This is a genomic window from Streptococcus sanguinis (assembly GCF_900635155.1).
Lineage (GTDB): Bacteria > Bacillota > Bacilli > Lactobacillales > Streptococcaceae > Streptococcus > Streptococcus sanguinis_G.
On the sequence record NZ_LR134002.1, the window covers coordinates 2,006,076 to 2,022,127 of the forward strand.

At 46.4% G+C, this 16,052-nt stretch carries 14 protein-coding genes, 1 pseudogene and 1 riboswitch; of the genes and pseudogenes, 3 read left to right on the forward strand and 12 right to left on the reverse strand.

What is annotated here, in order from left to right:
- Positions 1-53: 53 nt before the first annotated feature.
- The 7 genes from ELZ47_RS09975 to ELZ47_RS10005 form a co-directional block, all read right to left on the reverse strand.
- The gene (locus ELZ47_RS09975; RefSeq protein WP_125330891.1) at positions 54-1,391 is read right to left on the reverse strand and encodes an alanine/glycine:cation symporter family protein; all 1,338 of its coding nucleotides are present in this window, start codon (positions 1,389-1,391) and stop codon (positions 54-56) included.
- An 85-nt stretch (positions 1,392-1,476) separates the two neighbouring features.
- Positions 1,477-1,569: riboswitch (glycine riboswitch) on the reverse strand.
- A gap of 166 nt (positions 1,570-1,735) precedes the next feature.
- Positions 1,736-2,050: a thioredoxin gene (trxA, locus tag ELZ47_RS09980; RefSeq protein ID WP_125330890.1), complete on the reverse strand. Its 315-nt coding sequence runs from the start codon at positions 2,048-2,050 to the stop codon at positions 1,736-1,738.
- A gap of 84 nt (positions 2,051-2,134) precedes the next feature.
- Positions 2,135-3,553, reverse strand: a complete 1,419-nt coding sequence (locus ELZ47_RS09985; protein WP_125330889.1) for a C69 family dipeptidase — start codon at positions 3,551-3,553, stop codon at positions 2,135-2,137.
- A gap of 100 nt (positions 3,554-3,653) precedes the next feature.
- Entirely contained in the window at positions 3,654-4,298 is a 645-nt protein-coding gene (locus tag ELZ47_RS09990; protein ID WP_125330888.1) for a GNAT family N-acetyltransferase, read from the reverse strand.
- A 10-nt stretch (positions 4,299-4,308) separates the two neighbouring features.
- Positions 4,309-6,642, reverse strand: a complete 2,334-nt coding sequence (locus ELZ47_RS09995; protein ID WP_125330887.1) for an endonuclease MutS2 — start codon at positions 6,640-6,642, stop codon at positions 4,309-4,311.
- A 54-nt stretch (positions 6,643-6,696) separates the two neighbouring features.
- Entirely contained in the window at positions 6,697-7,248 is a 552-nt protein-coding gene (locus ELZ47_RS10000; protein ID WP_002903748.1) for a CvpA family protein, read from the reverse strand.
- A gap of 10 nt (positions 7,249-7,258) precedes the next feature.
- Entirely contained in the window at positions 7,259-7,549 is a 291-nt protein-coding gene (locus ELZ47_RS10005) for a hypothetical protein (protein ID WP_002919703.1), read from the reverse strand.
- A gap of 188 nt (positions 7,550-7,737) precedes the next feature.
- On the opposite strand from ELZ47_RS10005, the gene rnhC reads away from it, so the two are divergent.
- Genes rnhC through ELZ47_RS10020 form a run of 3 tightly spaced genes read left to right on the forward strand, consistent with a single transcriptional unit; the run spans position 7,738 to position 11,687 of the window.
- On the forward strand, positions 7,738-8,628 hold the full coding sequence (gene rnhC / locus ELZ47_RS10010; protein WP_164549610.1) for a ribonuclease HIII: 891 nt from the start codon (positions 7,738-7,740) through the stop codon (positions 8,626-8,628).
- Positions 8,629-8,631: 3 nt separating this feature from the next.
- The gene (gene lepB / locus ELZ47_RS10015) at positions 8,632-9,261 is read left to right on the forward strand and encodes a signal peptidase I (RefSeq protein ID WP_126435929.1); all 630 of its coding nucleotides are present in this window, start codon (positions 8,632-8,634) and stop codon (positions 9,259-9,261) included.
- 59 nt (positions 9,262-9,320) lie between these two features.
- A complete protein-coding gene (locus ELZ47_RS10020; protein WP_125330884.1) occupies positions 9,321-11,687 on the forward strand; it encodes an ATP-dependent RecD-like DNA helicase in 2,367 nt (788 codons plus the stop codon).
- A 53-nt stretch (positions 11,688-11,740) separates the two neighbouring features.
- Here the strand turns inward: ELZ47_RS10020 and ELZ47_RS10025 are convergent, their stop codons facing one another.
- The 5 genes and pseudogenes from ELZ47_RS10025 to dinB form a co-directional block, all read right to left on the reverse strand.
- Positions 11,741-12,379 (reverse strand): TetR/AcrR family transcriptional regulator, encoded by a 639-nt coding sequence (locus ELZ47_RS10025; RefSeq protein WP_125330883.1) that lies wholly within the window; start codon positions 12,377-12,379, stop codon positions 11,741-11,743.
- Between the two features lie 230 nt (positions 12,380-12,609).
- Positions 12,610-13,284 (reverse strand): annotated as a pseudogene (locus ELZ47_RS10030) (CPBP family intramembrane glutamic endopeptidase); the annotation flags it as partial.
- 45 nt (positions 13,285-13,329) lie between these two features.
- Positions 13,330-14,124 (reverse strand): CPBP family intramembrane glutamic endopeptidase, encoded by a 795-nt coding sequence (locus ELZ47_RS10035; RefSeq protein ID WP_125330881.1) that lies wholly within the window; start codon positions 14,122-14,124, stop codon positions 13,330-13,332.
- A gap of 319 nt (positions 14,125-14,443) precedes the next feature.
- On the reverse strand, positions 14,444-14,770 hold the full coding sequence (locus tag ELZ47_RS10045; RefSeq protein WP_125330880.1) for a hypothetical protein: 327 nt from the start codon (positions 14,768-14,770) through the stop codon (positions 14,444-14,446).
- A gap of 211 nt (positions 14,771-14,981) precedes the next feature.
- On the reverse strand, positions 14,982-16,046 hold the full coding sequence (gene dinB / locus ELZ47_RS10050; protein WP_126435930.1) for a DNA polymerase IV: 1,065 nt from the start codon (positions 16,044-16,046) through the stop codon (positions 14,982-14,984).
- Positions 16,047-16,052: the final 6 nt, after the last annotated feature.

The following is a 16,052-nucleotide window of genomic DNA, read 5'->3' on the forward strand; positions in this document are numbered from 1 at the left end:
ACCTCTAGACTTCCATCATTACGGGAAGCTAGAGGCTTTTTTATGTGCGAAAGTTAGTTCTTTCGATGCTTGTCAAAATATTTCTTTGTTTCACTAATGACAATTGGAGACAAGACTAATAAGGCAATCAAGTTTGGCAAGGCCATGAGGGCATTGACAATATCTGCAATAATCCAGACCGCCTCTAGACCCACAAAGCCACCGAGGACAATCATCAGGACAAAGAGCAAGCGATAAACACGGATATAGCGCACCCCAAAGAGAAATTCAAAACAGCGCTCACCATAGTAGTTCCAGCCCAAGATAGTCGTAAAGGCAAACAGAACTAGAAAGACTGAAAGCAGAACTGGACCAAAATTAGCAAAAACACTCGCAAAGGCTGCCTGAGTCAAGGACACACCATTAAGATTGCCATCCCAAACCCCTGTGATTAAAATCGTCAAGCCTGTCAGACTACAAATAATCAGGGTGTCGATGAAGGTTCCGATCATGGAAATCAAGCCCTGTTCTACCGGTTCTTTAGTCCGAGCTGCCGCCGCTGCAATGGGGGCTGATCCCAAGCCAGATTCATTGGAGAAAACTCCGCGCGCAACCCCGTTTTGAATGGCCATCTGGATAGTCGCACCGGCAAAGCCACCGACAGCAGCTGTCTGACTAAAGGCTGAACTAAAGACCAGCTGGAGAGTGGGCAGCAATCGATCTAGATTGACCGCTAAGACAGTCACAGTGCCCAAGATATAAATCGCTGCCATAAAGGGCACAACCTTGGTCGATACTCGAGCAATAGACTGGATACCGCTGAAAATAACCAGAGCCACCAAAATAGCCAAGATAGAAGCTGTCACAGCTGGAGGCAGCTGAATGGTATTCTGCATGGCCTCTGTGATGGAATTGACCTGCGTAAAGGTCCCAATCCCCAAGAGAGCCACCAAGATACCAGCTATCGCGAAAAAGATGGCTAGAGGACGCCACTTCTCGCCCATTCCTAGTAAGATATAGTGCATAGGACCGCCTGCCATGGCTCCATGAGCATCCTTGCGGCGGTACTTGATAGCCAAGAGGCCTTCGGCATACTTGGTCGCCATCCCAAAGAAAGCAGCCACCCACATCCAGAAGAGGGCACCCGGTCCACCGGTTTTAATGGCTGTTGCCACTCCGATGATATTTCCTGTCCCAACAGTCGCGGCTAGAGCTGTACAGAGAGCAGCAAAGCTAGAGACATCGCCCTGATGCTCCTCGTCTGATACAAAGATTAGCCGAAAGGCACGCGGAAGTCGAAAAATCTGCAGCAAGCCCAGACGCAGACTGAGATAGATACCGGTACCAACCAGCAAAATGAGCAGGGGTGGACCCCAAACCAAAGAATCCAGACGATTCAATATTTCCAACATGATATAAGCTCCTTTTCACACCGAGAAAAAGAAAGAGCACATGCAAAACATGTACTCTGGATGTGCTGGAGTAGGGAAATCCCTGCCTCTTCGCTCTGTCCTTTTACCTGAGAGTTTGAGCGGTTCTAAACCGCCTTGCCCCTTCGGTGCCATTCATGGTCTCTCCAGAGTTCCGTCCATTTCACAGTCAGAGGCGACTGCCTCTTTCTGAAAAACTTCGTTCGGTGTTGATTATTAATTTTCTATTATTCTAAAAGAACATTCGCCTTTTGTCAATATTTTATGAAAATTTTTGAGCATGTAAACGTTTTTTGATACAAAAAAGAAGCCCTCAGGCTTCTTGCTTAGCTCAATTCCGCGATAATAGCCTTGAGCTGGTCTTTGGTATGAACACCCGCGACTTGCTTCACGACTTGACCGTCTTTCTTGAACAGAAGGGTCGGAATGGACATAATGCCAAATTCACGGGCAGTATTTGGATTTTCATCCACATCCATTTTGAGGATTTTCAATTCATCCTCATGGACTTCCCCTACCAACTGCTCCAAGATAGGCGCCTGCATACGGCATGGACCGCACCAAGTTGCCCAAAAGTCAATCAAAACCAATCCATCTTTTGTTTCTTCTGCGAATGTTGCATCTGTAACTGCTGCTACCATAAATCTTCTCCTTTTATTGCTTACTTTTGATAACATTTTACACCAAAAACATCAGAAAGAAAAATATTTGCTACGGGTAGGGCCTTAGTCACTCAGTGAGAAATGGTTGGTCATGAGATTGCTGGCATCCAAGAGAACTTTCTCCAAGAGCTGGTCTGTCGCTTCTTGCACCTTGTCGCTCATAGCTTGATTTTCAGCTTCAAAGTCCACAGCCTCGCCCTTAGCCAGAGCTCGGTCTACCCGACCGATCATTTCATGGCCCCAGGCCATGGTCTTTTCCTGGTAATCATCCAAGTCTCCGACATGACTGCTAAAATGAGCATCAGCCAGCCCAGCAATGAGACGATTGGCCCAATAGAAGGAATCTGTCGAAACCTTGTCTGTCGTATTGGCAAAGTAGTCTGGCGTTGTCGAGACTTGAGTAAAGAAAGGAACGGCTGTATTGTAGGGCATGGAGCCGTAGGACAGCCACTGGATCCCTGTTGTTTCCTGCGGTTGATTAGGGCGCAGCTGCAAGATAGCTGTCTGACTGGTTCGATTGATTCCAATGGTCCGAAAAGCTCTTCTACTGTAGTGGTCACCCTCTGCTCCGTAAGGATCATAAGGCGAATCCTGATAGTGACTGCTCAGGACATACTTGACATCTTCGATCGTGATCTTGCGGTAAGGCTTACGACACCAAGGAATGAAGAAACTTCTTGGATCTTGCTCCGCTTCTGGATTGAGAAAACGCTGGATATCCCAAGCTCGCGGCGTATTGTAATGACGGTCCTTGTCCTTTTGGCTGCCAAAAGCATAGCGGGGATTGAAACCCTCGTCCGAGTAATTCAGATTGAGATGGTTTTCCTCGATAAAGTTTTTGAGATTTGGATGACAGAGGAAGTGCTCAGGATTGTCAAATTCAAAATAATCACTGCCCAGCTGATTGGGGTTGGTCACATAGGCATCATCCGGCACGCGCCGCGCCATCCAATGGTGGCCACCAATGGTCTCCAACCACCAGATTTCATTGACATCTGAGATAGCAATCCCATTAGACTCATAAGTGCCATACTCTTCTAGGATTTTCCCTAATCGTAGAACCCCTTCGCGAGCTGTTTTGATATAGGGCAAGACCAGCGTAAGGATATCTTCCTCGCTGATACCTGACTCTATCAAAGGATCAGCCCCCAGTACGCGGCTGTTAGTCGTAATTGTTTCCGTTGCGCTGACAGCGACATTATAGCTGTTAATCCCAGCAGCTCCCCAAATCCCATCCTTGGGAACTGCGTCAGGCACCGCCGTATAGCGGACTGGATTGTCCGGCAAATCCATCTCAAAAGACGTCAAAACAGACTGATAATGGCGGGGCTGGTCTTGTGGCTCCACTACGACAAATTTCTTGGGCGTAAAAACCCCATTTTGTGAATCCTCTGTACGAGCGACAATGGTTGAACCGTCGTAACTGGCCTTCTTGCCTACCAAAATAGTCGTGCAGGAATCTGATGCATGCTTTATTCTCATTATTTTCCCTCCGAAACACTTTATGCTGCTTCCATTATAGCAAAAAGCAGGCCCTCATAAAAGAACCTGCTGTGATCTCTTCGCTGAAACTTCCAATGCCTTATTCGATTTTCAAGACATAGGTATGTTCTTTGTAAAGTTCATCAATCTCAAAATGCTCCAAATCTTCTTTCCTTGAGACAATATAATGCCCTTCTCTTTGATAATAGCCTAAAGAATTTCCCGACTTATCTGTCAGACAGATTGTCTGCTGCTTCCTATCAACACTGAAAGAAAACGGTGTTTGATCTTTGGGGCGTCCTACAACCAAGTAGTCTTGGCAAATCAGCTTGCCGCCCCACTTCTGATAGAGGTGATTTGCCTGCTCTCCGTCTCGGGTAAAGATGATCAAGGCCTCAACTTTCTTTTCATGCAGCTGCTCCCAAGCAGTTTGAAAGAGTTGACTGGCTATACCTTGATTCTGAAAATCAGGATGGACAGCCAGATTAGCGAAGTAAGCTATCTTTTCTCCCGGATAATATGGATAAGCATGGCTTGCTTCTTCGGTGTAAATCCCAATATCTAGAAGCCCTACAACCTGATTATCTTCCACTGCTATGAGCTCAACTGAATCTTGGTAAGGTTCTTCAGTAAAAGCATCCTTGCTGCGGCTCATATCATCAAAGAAAGGCGAAAAGAGATAGCTCAAAGCTTTTGTATAAACCCAACTTTTCTCATAAGTCGAGTCATAGGTTTGTATTTTCATTTCTGGCCTCTTACTTAAATATCACAATCGTCGCACCGCTGCCGCCAGCATTTTGCGGAGCATAGCCGAAGGACTTAACGTGCTTGTTGCGGCGGAGATATTTGGTCACCCCTTCACGGATGACTCCGGTCCCAATACCGTGGATAATATCCACCTGAGCCATGTTATTGAGGAGGGCCTGATCGATAAAGGCATCGAGCTCTTCCATGGCCTCTTCGTAGCGTTTGCCGCGCAGGTCCAGCCTGGCTTTGGGTCCAGCAGTATTAGCCCGCTTGATCACATTAACCTGCTTGCGCTTAGGTTGCTGCTCCTTTTCAGCCTTGAGAAGATTAAATTCCTGCTCTTCTAGAGTCATCTTGATAAGACCGACTTGAGCTTCCCAGCGACCGTCTTTGAGCTGCTTGACCAAGGTTCCCCGCTGACCATAGCTGGTGACTAGGATATCATCTCCCACCTTAGGCACCCGATTTTTCTTGGCCTGCTTGAGTACCTTATTCTTTGATAAATCAACTGTTTCTGGTGCCAACTTTTTAAGCTGAGCCTTGGCTTCGATAATCTCATGCGGTTTGAGACTAGACTTATCATGGAGATTTTTGAGAATGCTCTCACTCTCTGACAGAGCCAAATCAACGATTTCCTGGGCTTCCAAGCGCGCCTTATTGAGCTCGGTTTCCTTTTCTCGGTTAAACTCATTATATAGCTTTTTGAGGGCTCGGTTAAATTTGAGATTTTCCTGCTCCACCTCGCGGATATTATCCAAGCGCTTGCGGCTTTCCAGTGTCTGCTCCTCTAAGCGCTCAATGATCCGATTGACATCGCTGTCTGTGTTGGTCTGCTCTTGGGCATGGCCAACGATAACTTCTGCCAAGCCCAAACGCCGAGCGATTTCAAAGGCATTGGAGCGGCCAGGCACTCCCTGCATAAAGCGATAGGTCGGCCTTAAACTATCTGTATCAAATTCCATGCTGGCATTTTCCACCCAGTCTGTCTCAATCCCATAGGCTTTGAGCTCAGGATAGTGGGTCGTCGCCATGGTTTTAATCTGTCTCAAACGCAAATCTTCCAAGATAGAAATAGCTAGAGCTGCCCCCTCCTGCGGATCAGTCCCAGCTCCTAGCTCATCCAGCAGGACCAAGCTATCGCTATCAACCTGCTCTAAAATAGAGACGATATTGGTCATGTGACTGGAGAAAGTCGACAGGCTCTGCTCAATGGACTGCTCATCACCAATGTCTGCAAAAATCTGACTGAAAATCCCGACGCGGCTGCCCTTGTCCGCCAGAATCGGCAGACCTGACTGGGCCATGATCTGAGCCAAGCCCAAGGTCTTCAGCATGATGGTCTTACCACCGGTATTTGGCCCAGTAATGACAATCTCTGTCAAATCTGGCCCGAAATGCAAGTCATTAGCCACTGCATTTTCAATCAGGGGATGGCGGACACTAAGCAATTGGATATCCTGCTCTTCCGACAGGTCTGGCACCACTGCTCCCGTCTCCTGCATGAAGCGGACCTTGGCACGCACCAGGTCCAGATGTCCGATAATCCAAGCATTGTTGGCAATTTCAGCTGCATGGGGACGGAAGAGGTCCGATAATTCCTGCAAAATCCGCTGAATTTCATAACGCTCGTCCGCCCGACTGCTGGCAATTTCTTCGTTGAGATTGACAACTGCTCTAGGCTCGATATAGACGGTATTGCCGCTGGCTGAAATATCGTGAACCACACCTGAAATGCGGTTGCGATAGGTATTTTTCACGGGCAGCACATTGCGGCCATTCCGGCTGGCCACTACCTGATCCGCCAGCATCTCTCCCTTGTTTTTGAGAATCTCCTGCAGAATTTCCCGCACCTGGTTTTCATTTTCTTGAATTTTTCGGCGGATGCGGCTCAAACTTTCGCTGGCAAAGCTTTCAATAAAGCCTCCATCATTAACAGCCTGCAGACTTCCTTGCAGCTTAGGGAACACAGCTAGATTATCAAACAGACGGTCCAGCTTTTCCAAGTGCACATTTTCCAAGTCCTCATAAAAGGCCCTGAGCTCCTGAGTCACAGCCAAGACTCGTTTGAGGGCCAAAAACTCCTCAATATTCAAGTCGCTTTCCAGCTCCAAGCGCTTGGTCAAGGCAGTAATATCCTGAGTCGCTGCCAGACTAAAGTGCGGATGCTGCACAAAAATCTGCTGCATATCCGTCATTTCCAGAAAAGCTGAGGCCACCGTCTCTTTCTTGCTGGTTGGCAAGAGCAGGCCCAGCTCCAGCTGCCCCTGCTCAGTCAAAAGATAGGGAGCAAACAGTTCTTTAATCTTCTTAAATTCTAAGGTTTCTAAAATTTTTGTGTTCATAATTTTCTTTTCTAGTAAAAAAGAACCCAGCTAGCAGGCCAACTGAGTCGTCTTTTATCCGATAACTTGATTCACCCAGAGATCTTTGAGGATATTGGATGTGATAGGGGTATACTTGACAATAAAGCGAATCATGAAGCTGCTATTGAGTCGCTCCTGAACCATCTCCATCGGCACCGTCGCTAAAATAGTCAGGCACATTCCCAAAACAAAAATAGAGATGCAAACAGCGATGGCTCCGCTGGTCACATTGTACCATTTGGTATCCAGCTTATTGGGGTAAGGAATCAGATTGGCAAAAATCCCGAAAAAGCGCCCAAGGATGTAGACAGCCGTAAAGATAATGAGATAGGCCAAACCAGCATAAAAAACCTGATCCAACTGAAAGAGCTGAGAGCTAGGGAAAAAATAGGTCGAAGAGCCCTGAGTCGCACTGGCATAAGGTACCCAAAGGCTGATAAACTTAGCCAAGCTCTTATAAAAAGCTCCAGCCACCAGCATAGAAACCATGGTCGCAGCAGCATAATAGCCCTGCAGAACAATGCCACGCGAGTAACCAATATAAAAGCTCCAGGCCAATATTAGTAAAATAATAATAGAAAACATTATTTCTCCTCTATTTACCCGACTTTTCTCTCAGCTCACTGAGCATTTTGTGACGAAAATCTTCTAGTTCTTTTTCCTTGTCGTCAAACTCAATCTCGCGGCTGAGCTGGGTAGATAGGCTATTGACAGCCAGCAAAATCGCCAGGACTTCATCATCTGCCGCAGGCATCTGCTCTTTGATAGCCTTGTATTTTTCCTTTGCTACCCGTTCTACTTCTTCCATAAAGAGATTATCGTGTTCTGTTGTTAGAGTTAAGGTCTTGTTTCCAAATGTAAATTTATATCGATTCAAATTTGCCATAAAATCACCTCATTGTATTATATCAAAAAAGAAGCCCTTTGTCAGTTATTAAAACACTTGGAACTAGACAGGGACTTTCTTTTTCATCTTTTTTGACATTGTAAACAGCGGTGCTCTCCTACAAAATTTTTGTAGGATTTTCAATCTTATGGCTTTCGACTTTTCCTTTTTATGGTACAATAGGGGGTATGGAAAGTATCACCCTCAGTCCTAAACAGCAAGAAATTCAGGCTTTTATTAAGAAATATCAGAGCCAGCTGGCTCCCAGCAAGAACCCACATATTCAATATTTCTTCCGACTGGATCAGGCAACGGTTAGTATCTTTAGCTCCGGAAAAGTTCTCTTTCAAGGGGCAAAAGCTGCTTACTACGCTGACTTTTTTGGTCATCAAGTGACCAAGACCAGTTCTAGTCCTGCTTCTCAGAATTTTGCCCTCATTGGGACAGATGAGGTCGGAAACGGCTCCTACTTTGGAGGTCTAGCCGTCGTAGCTTCTTTCGTCACTCCAGGCCAGCACGACTTTCTGAGAAAACTGGGCGTTGGTGATTCTAAAACCTTGAACGATAGCAAGATTCGCCAACTGGCGCCGGTCTTAAAAGAAAAGATTGCCCACCAAGCTCTGCTCTTATCGCCAGAGAAGTACAACGAAGTCATCGCTTCTGGCTACAACGCTGTCTCTGTCAAAGTAGCCCTGCACAATCAAGCTATTTACCTACTGCTGCAAAAAGGTCTAAATCCCGAAAAAATCGTCATCGATGCCTTTACCAGCCAGCAAAACTATAATAAATACCTAAAGCAGGAAAAAAATCATTTTCCAAATCCGGTAAGTCTGATTGAGAAGGCTGAAGGAAAGTTTCTAGCTGTTGCGGTCAGCTCTATTATCGCTCGCGACCTCTTTCTGGAAAATCTAGAAAATCTCAGTCAAGAGTTAGGCTATACCCTGCCTAGCGGAGCCGGAAGCAAGAGCGATCATGTTGCCAGCCAGATTCTTCAATCCTATGGAATGGCCGGTCTGCAGCATTCTGCTAAACTCCACTTTAAAAATACTGAAAAAGCACAAAAACTTCTAGAAAGGTAACCTATGAAAAAATCAAATACTGCTGTTGTCATTCTCAAAGAATGGGGACTCTTTATCTTCTTTATCTCTGTCATTATCCTGTCAAGGCTCTTTCTCTGGTCCCCTGTCAAGGTAGACGGCCACTCTATGGACCCTACCCTGGCCAATGGGGAATACCTACTTGTCCTCAAACATCAGTCTATTGACCGCTTTGATATCGTTGTCGCCACTGAGACAGATAATGACGGAACGACCAAGGAGATTGTCAAACGGGTCATCGGTATGCCAGGTGACACTATTCAGTATGAAAATGATACTCTTTACATCAACGGTAAAAAAACAGATGAGCCTTACCTGACGGACTACATCAAGAAATTTAAAGAAGACAAGCTCCAATCAACTTACACTGGGGACGATTATTATGATAATGGTGAGTTTTTCAGGAAACTCGCAGCTCAGGCTCAAGCCTTCACTGTTGATAGTGAAGGCAGCCCTGTCTTCACCGTCAAGCTTCTGGATGATGAATATCTGCTTCTAGGTGACGATCGGATTGTTTCCAAGGATAGTCGCCAAGTCGGTACCTTCCAAAAAGAACAAATTCAGGGCGAAGCCAAATTCCGCTTCTGGCCGCTGCTGCCCTTTAAGACCTATTAAGCATACCGAACTCAGTTGAACTTCAGCTGAGTTCGTTTTAAAAGAAGAACCTATAAACTATGGAATTTTACTTTTCAGGAACGATTGAACGGATTATTTTTGAAAATCCCAGCAACTTTTTCCGCATCCTGCTCTTAGATATTGAGGATACAGATGCCGAGGATTTTGAAGATTTTGAAATCATTGTCACCGGCTCTATGGCAGATGTCATGGAAGGCGAAGATTACACTTTCTGGGGCAGTCTCGTCCAGCACCCCAAATATGGCCAGCAGCTGAAAATTTCTCGCTATGAGCGAGCCAAACCCAGCAGTAAAGGCCTAGTAAAATACTTCTCCAGCGACCATTTCAAGGGCATCGGGGTCAAGACAGCTCAAAAAATCGTCCAACTCTACGGAGAAGATAGCGAGGACACCATTGACAAGATTTTAGCAGAGCCGGAAAAGCTGACTCAGATAAATGGCTTAGCTGCCAAGAACCGCGAGGCCTTTGTCGCCAAGCTCAGACTCAACTATGGAACTGAGATGGTACTAGCTAAGCTGGCAGCCTACGGCATTCCCAATAAACTGGCTTTTCAGATCCAGGATACCTACAAGGAAGAAACGCTGGACATTGTCGAAAAATATCCCTATCAGCTGGTAGAGGATATTCAGGGGATCGGCTTTAAAATCGCTGACCATCTGGCAGAAGAGCTGGGGATCCAAAGTGATGCCCCTGAGCGTTTTCGGGCTGGCCTTGTCCACACCTTGCTGACCCAGTCTATGGAGCGGGGAGATACCTATGTTGAAGCTCGTGATTTACTCAAGCATACCATCGAGCTCTTAGAAAGCTCACGCCAAGTGGAGCTGGCCCCTAGTCTAGTCGCTGATGAGCTGGCTCATCTGATTGAGGAAGATAAGGTCCAGAATGTAGAGACCAAGATCTTTGAAAACAGCCTCTTCTTTGCTGAAGAAGGAATAAAAAGTAATCTGGTCCGTCTGCTAGAAAAAGGAGAGCAAGATTCTTTCGACCAAGATAAGATTACTGCGGCTATCCAGCAAGTGGAGGAGAACTCCGGCATCTCCTATGACAGTATCCAAAAAGAAGCCATCCGTCAGGCTATCAATCAAAAGGTCTTTATCCTAACCGGCGGACCGGGAACTGGAAAAACGACCGTTATCAACTGTATCATCGCAGTCTACGCCCAGCTTCGCGGTTTGGATCTGCGAAAGGTCAATGATCTGCCTATTCTGCTAGCAGCTCCCACTGGACGTGCTGCTCGGCGCATGAACGAATTGACTGGTCTTCCTAGCGCCACTATCCACCGCCACTTGGGGATGACTGGCGATGATGATACCAGTCATTTGGATGATTATCTGGATGCTGATTTTATCATTGTGGATGAATTTTCCATGGTGGACACTTGGCTGGCTAATCAGCTGCTCAGCAATATCTCCTCTCAGACCAAGCTCTTGATTGTCGGAGATGCGGACCAGCTGCCCTCTGTCAGTCCAGGTCAGGTACTGGCAGACTTACTGCAGATACCGACTATCCCACAGACCAAGCTGGAAACCATCTATCGGCAGAGCGAAGAGTCTACAATCGTCACACTGGCCAGCCAGATTCAGAAGGGCATTTTACCAGCAGACTTCACAGAGAAAAAAGCGGACCGTTCTTATTTTGAAGCTAAAAATGAGCATATCCCGCCTATGATTGAGAAAATCGCTAGCGCAGCCATTCGCAGCGGCATCCCAGCTCAAGATGTTCAGGTATTGGCACCTATGTATCGGGGGCCAGCCGGCATTGACCAGATTAACAATCTTATGCAAAATCTCATCAATCCTGTAGAGAAAGAGGAACTGACCTTTGAAGCTCCCGACTGTCAGTATCGCCAAGGAGACAGGGTTATCCACTTGGTCAATGATGCTGAAAGCAATGTCTTCAACGGTGACTTAGGCTACATCAGCGACCTGCTGCCTGCTAAGTACACCGACTCCAAGCAGGACGAGCTAACCATTGACTTTGATGGCAATGAACTTGTTTATCAGCGTAGCGAGTGGTACAAGATTCGCCTAGCCTACGCCATGAGCATTCACAAGTCTCAGGGCAGTGAATTTCCGGTGGTCATCTTGCCCATCACCAAGAGCAGTCATCGAATGCTGCAGCGCAATCTCATCTACACCGCTATCACCCGCGCCAAGAGCAAGTTGATCCTACTTGGGGAAAAAGCAGCCTTTGACTATGCCGCAAAAAATACTGGAACCGCCCGAAAAACCTATCTAATCGAGCGCTTTGGCGACCTCCCGCAAGCTGAAACTAATATCCACAATCCTGTGGATAAAATGAAAGCACCTGTGGAAAACTATGTCCTGACTAAGGAAAATTTCCTGAAAATCGACCCCTTAATCGGCCTGACCGAGGAAGATATCCACAGTATATTCAGCACATAAATAAAAAGGCTGGGACAGAATTAAATTTTTTAGTTCTGTCCTATCGCCTTTTTTTATGCCTTATTTTTCTGGCTAAAAAGCTGCAGGAGCTCGTCAGTAAAGATATCCATGCCGACCGAGGTCATCATAAACTGCAGAAAATGGAAACGTTCTGGCAGTTTTTCAGGATCGCTTTCAAAAACGGTCTCATGCATCCAAAAATTCACCAGCAGCAGAAAAACTTCTGCAGCCTCTTCCGGATACTGGGTCTGAAGGGAGCCATCTGCCATCCCTTTTTTGATAATGTCACTGACCAGAGGGGCGCCTATCCGCAGATTGTCCCGCATCATGGTCAAAATAAAACCTGCATCCTGCTCGTACTCATCCACAATGCCGTCCATGGCCCGGGCTGTCTGACTTTCCAGATTGGACTTGAGGATGGTTTGCAGCTGCTCCCTGCCGGTCAGATTTTCCGTAGCCTTGAGCCACTGCTTCATCTCTTCTTCCATCAGCTCCTGCCGGCTCCTCATCACCGCCAGGACAATCTCATCTTTTGACTTGAAATGATGGTAGATAGCCCCCTTGGAAATGCCTGCCGTCTGAGCAATATCCTGCATACTGGTCTTTTCGGACCCCTTTTGGATAAAGAGCTGGGTTGCTGTATTTAAAATTTTTTCTCTCATGGCCTGGGATTTGTCTTTTCGCTGCGCCATTCTGTTCCCCTTTGTTTCTAATATAGCTTTATTCTACCAAAAAAGCCGGAGAAATACAAAATCATAAAAATATCTTTAAGCCTTGTCTTGCTGATCCCTTTGATACCAAAGATAGATACTGTAAGCCGCCATCAAGATATAGCCTAGGAAAAAGAGGGGATTTTCCGTTCCCTTGCCTACAAAGATGGCTTCGCCAATAGTATTAATGAGCCCATGAAAGAGGACACAATAGAGGACAGACTGACTGACCTTGTAAAGAGCTGCCAGCCAGAAACGGCTGAGCAGGCAAAGACAGAGGCCGTCTGCTTGTAGAGAACCGCCAGACAGAAACAGAGCAAGATACCAAAGGAGAGATAGAAGGTCAAAGAAACCTGACTTTGACTCGTTCCCGGAATCAGCCAGAGGGGCAGATGCCAGGCCACCCAGACCAGAGCCGTGATGACAGTTGCCAGAGGGAAGGAGAATTTTTTCTCCAGAGCCGGCTGCAGCACTCCCCGCCAGCCCAGCTCTTCGTTCCCGCCTCCAACAAAGGTGACAAAGATCCAACCAAGAGGAAACATGAGCATGGCATTGAGCGGCGGTAATACAGGATTGGCAATAAAGAGAGTCAAAATCCGAACCAGACAGAAGGCCAGCATATAAATCCACCAGCCCTTAGCATGAGAAAAGATAAAGTCCAGCATCTTCTTAGGACGAGAAATTTTGAGGCTGATAAAAGTTCCCAAGGTCGGTCCGAAGCCACCGATGAAAGAGAGAGCATAGCCCAAAGGCTCAGCCACGCTGGTCAGCTTCAGGGTGGCTAAAATATACAGAATCAGCCAGGCAGACCAGCTAATACCAAAGGTCCAGGCCAGAAAGGGCAGGATATGCCTTGTCTCTGGCTCTACATGTGTTTGTGTTTTCATATGATTACTCCTTTTTCCTTGGCAGAAGAGCGATTGCCAAGATTTTTAACCTGCATCTTTCTGAACTCCTTTCCGATTGCCCTTCCAATACCACCAGCCGACCAGCAGAGCGGTCATGATCAGATTAGCAGCCTGGAAGCTGAGATACCTTCCGCCATTTGTAGCACTGCCGACAATCGTCGCCTGAGCAAAGTTAATGCAGCCGTGAAAGACCATGCAGGCAAAGACAGAGGCCGTCTGCTTGTAGAGAACCGCCAGACAGAAACTGAGCAGGATACAAAAGAAAATATAGAAGGGCAAAGAAACCTGACTTTGACTCGTTCCCGGAATCAGCCAGAGGGGCAGATGCCAGGCCACCCAGACCAGAGCCGTGATGACAGTTGCCAGAGGGAAGGAGAATTTTTTCTCCAGAGCCGGCTGCAGCACTCCCCGCCAGCCCAACTCTTCATTCCCGCCCCCAGCAAAGGTGATAAAGGTCCAGCCCAGAGGAAACATCAGAACGGCATTCAGAGGCGGCAGGGCTGGATTGGCGATAAAAAGGGTCAAAACCCGAACCAGACAGAAGGCCAGCATATAAATCCACCAGCCCTTAGCATGAGAAAAGATAAAGTCCAGCATCTTCTTAGGATGAGAAATTTTGAGGCTGATAAAAGTTCCCAAGGCCGGTCCGAAGCCACCGATGATAATGAGAGCATAGCCCAAAGGCTCAGCCCCGCTGGTCAGCTTCAGGGCGGCTAAAATATACAGAATCAGCCAGGATCCCCAGCTAATACCAAAGGTCCAAGCTAAGAAAGGCCAAATATGCTTGGGTTCTGGTCCTACATGTGTTTGTGTGTTCATACGATAACTCCTTATCAAATGTAGAATAGTGAAAAGTCATCCGAAAACTGGACAAAGGCATCCTTTACTCTCAGTCGTTCAGATGATTGCCTGTTTTGAAACGTAGTCTTTTTAAATTCCGACCATTCGGTTTGTTTTATTATAAAAAATAAAGACCTGCGCCACATAGAAAACATAGTCTTTTATTCCTTGCCTAAAATAAAAAGCAAAGATAGACTAAATGATGCTAAAAGCTATGTAAGTACCGTTTAGCTACTGCCAGCTGCTTTTTGTTTCTAAGTTGTCCTGGCTCTGATGCTTAAGACAGGTCATCTCTCTGCTACTTACTCCTTTCTTGATTTTGCAATCGCCGGATATGCCAGAGATTGGAGGCAAGGCTCAGACCCCCTACTGCCATAATACCCAGTCCTCGCCATGGGCTAAAGACAGAAGTCAGCAAGCCACCAGCAAGGACAGCATATCCAGCTTTGACTCCCCACTTAGAATAGCGTATGCCATTCTCACCCTGTGTTATCTTTTCTAGCCACACCTTACGTTTTTCTGCCTGCTGCTGCAAAAACTCTTTCTGACCTTCCCGCTGTCGATCCAACTCCTGATTAAACTTGAGGATGTGCTCGCTTGTTTTTTCTACTACATATTTCTTCATTTCTGCTCCTTTCTTTTTAAAAACCGACCGGGCGGTTTTTATTTTATAGACCCAGTATAACAGACACAGAAAACTTTGTCCAGTATTTTTTCAAAAAAGATTATTTTTAGTCAATGAAAATCATCAGACAACTTAGAAACTCGTCACAAGCAACTCTCTCATACTAAAAGCTATATCTAAAAAAGCCCGGTAACGAACCAAGCTTTTATCTTTATTCAAACCCCGTCACTGTCAACCCTAACAGACGGATACCTCGTGGTTGTTCTTCCAAGCTATCATATATCTCATGAGCCGTTCGCTCGATTTGCTCCTTGTCTCGAGTGGCTAGATTCAAACTTTTCCTTTTAGTCAAGGTGGAGAAATCGGCATAGCGGATTTTCAGAACGATGGTTCTCCCTTTCTTATCATGCTTAGTCAAGCTATTTTCTACCTTCTGTGCCAGCAGGGTCAGCTCTTTCTTGATATCCTCCTCACTATAGAGCAGTTTGGCATAGGTTCGCTCCTTCCCAATCGACTTACGAATACGATTGGATTTGACCGGACTATTGCTGATGCCACGCGCTTTCCGGTAGAGATCAAAACCAAAGCGGCCAAACTTATCAATCAAGGTCATTTCCGGTATCTTGAGCAGATCTGCACCAGTATAAACTCCCATTTCATGCAGTTTTTCAACGCTCTTCTTACCAACTCCATGAAACTTGGCAATGTCCATAGGCGCCAGAAAGGCCTCAGCCTCTTCAGGTAGAATAACAGTCAGACCATGAGGCTTCTCATAGTCGCTAGCAATCTTGGCCAGAAACTTATTATAAGAAACGCCTGCCGAAGCCGTCAGTTGCAGTTCATTCCAGATATCGTGCTGAATCAGCTTGGCTATTTTGACTGCAGATTTAATCTCTAGCTTGTTTTCCGTTACATCCAGATAAGCCTCGTCGATGCTCATGGGTTCAATCAAATCCGTATAGCGTTTGAAAATCTCTCGGATCTGCAAGCCGACTGCCTGATATTTTTCGTAATTCCCCGAGATAAAAATCCCCTGGGGGCAACGCTCATAAGCTTCCTTGGAGCTCATAGCCGAATGAACTCCGAACTTTCTGGCCTCATAATTGCAGGTGGAGACGACACCACGACCGCCAGTCAAGCGTGGGTCGCTGCCGATAATGACTGGATGCCCCTTTAACTTAGGATTATCCCGCTCTTCCACCGAAGCGAAAAAAGCATCCATATCAATGTGGATAATCTTCCGAGATGTATCGTTAATCAGTGGAAAAATCAGCATGCCCTC

Excerpts from the sequence above, each read along its gene's own strand:
- ELZ47_RS09975 (WP_125330891.1), bottom strand. The coding sequence starts at position 1,391 with ATGTTGGAAATATTGAATCGTCTGGATTCTTTGGTTTGGGGTCCACCC.
- trxA (WP_125330890.1), bottom strand. The coding sequence starts at position 2,050 with ATGGTAGCAGCAGTTACAGATGCAACATTCGCAGAAGAAACAAAAGAT.
- ELZ47_RS09985 (WP_125330889.1), bottom strand. The coding sequence starts at position 3,553 with ATGAGAATAAAGCATGCATCAGATTCCTGCACGACTATTTTGGTAGGC.
- ELZ47_RS09990 (WP_125330888.1), bottom strand. The coding sequence starts at position 4,298 with ATGAAAATACAAACCTATGACTCGACTTATGAGAAAAGTTGGGTTTAT.
- ELZ47_RS09995 (WP_125330887.1), bottom strand. The coding sequence starts at position 6,642 with ATGAACACAAAAATTTTAGAAACCTTAGAATTTAAGAAGATTAAAGAA.
- ELZ47_RS10000 (WP_002903748.1), bottom strand. The coding sequence starts at position 7,248 with ATGTTTTCTATTATTATTTTACTAATATTGGCCTGGAGCTTTTATATT.
- ELZ47_RS10005 (WP_002919703.1), bottom strand. The coding sequence starts at position 7,549 with ATGGCAAATTTGAATCGATATAAATTTACATTTGGAAACAAGACCTTA.
- rnhC (WP_164549610.1), top strand. The coding sequence starts at position 7,738 with ATGGAAAGTATCACCCTCAGTCCTAAACAGCAAGAAATTCAGGCTTTT.
- lepB (WP_126435929.1), top strand. The coding sequence starts at position 8,632 with ATGAAAAAATCAAATACTGCTGTTGTCATTCTCAAAGAATGGGGACTC.
- ELZ47_RS10020 (WP_125330884.1), top strand. The coding sequence starts at position 9,321 with ATGGAATTTTACTTTTCAGGAACGATTGAACGGATTATTTTTGAAAAT.
- ELZ47_RS10025 (WP_125330883.1), bottom strand. The coding sequence starts at position 12,379 with ATGGCGCAGCGAAAAGACAAATCCCAGGCCATGAGAGAAAAAATTTTA.
- ELZ47_RS10035 (WP_125330881.1), bottom strand. The coding sequence starts at position 14,124 with ATGAACACACAAACACATGTAGGACCAGAACCCAAGCATATTTGGCCT.
- ELZ47_RS10045 (WP_125330880.1), bottom strand. The coding sequence starts at position 14,770 with ATGAAGAAATATGTAGTAGAAAAAACAAGCGAGCACATCCTCAAGTTT.
- dinB (WP_126435930.1), bottom strand. The coding sequence starts at position 16,046 with ATGCTGATTTTTCCACTGATTAACGATACATCTCGGAAGATTATCCAC.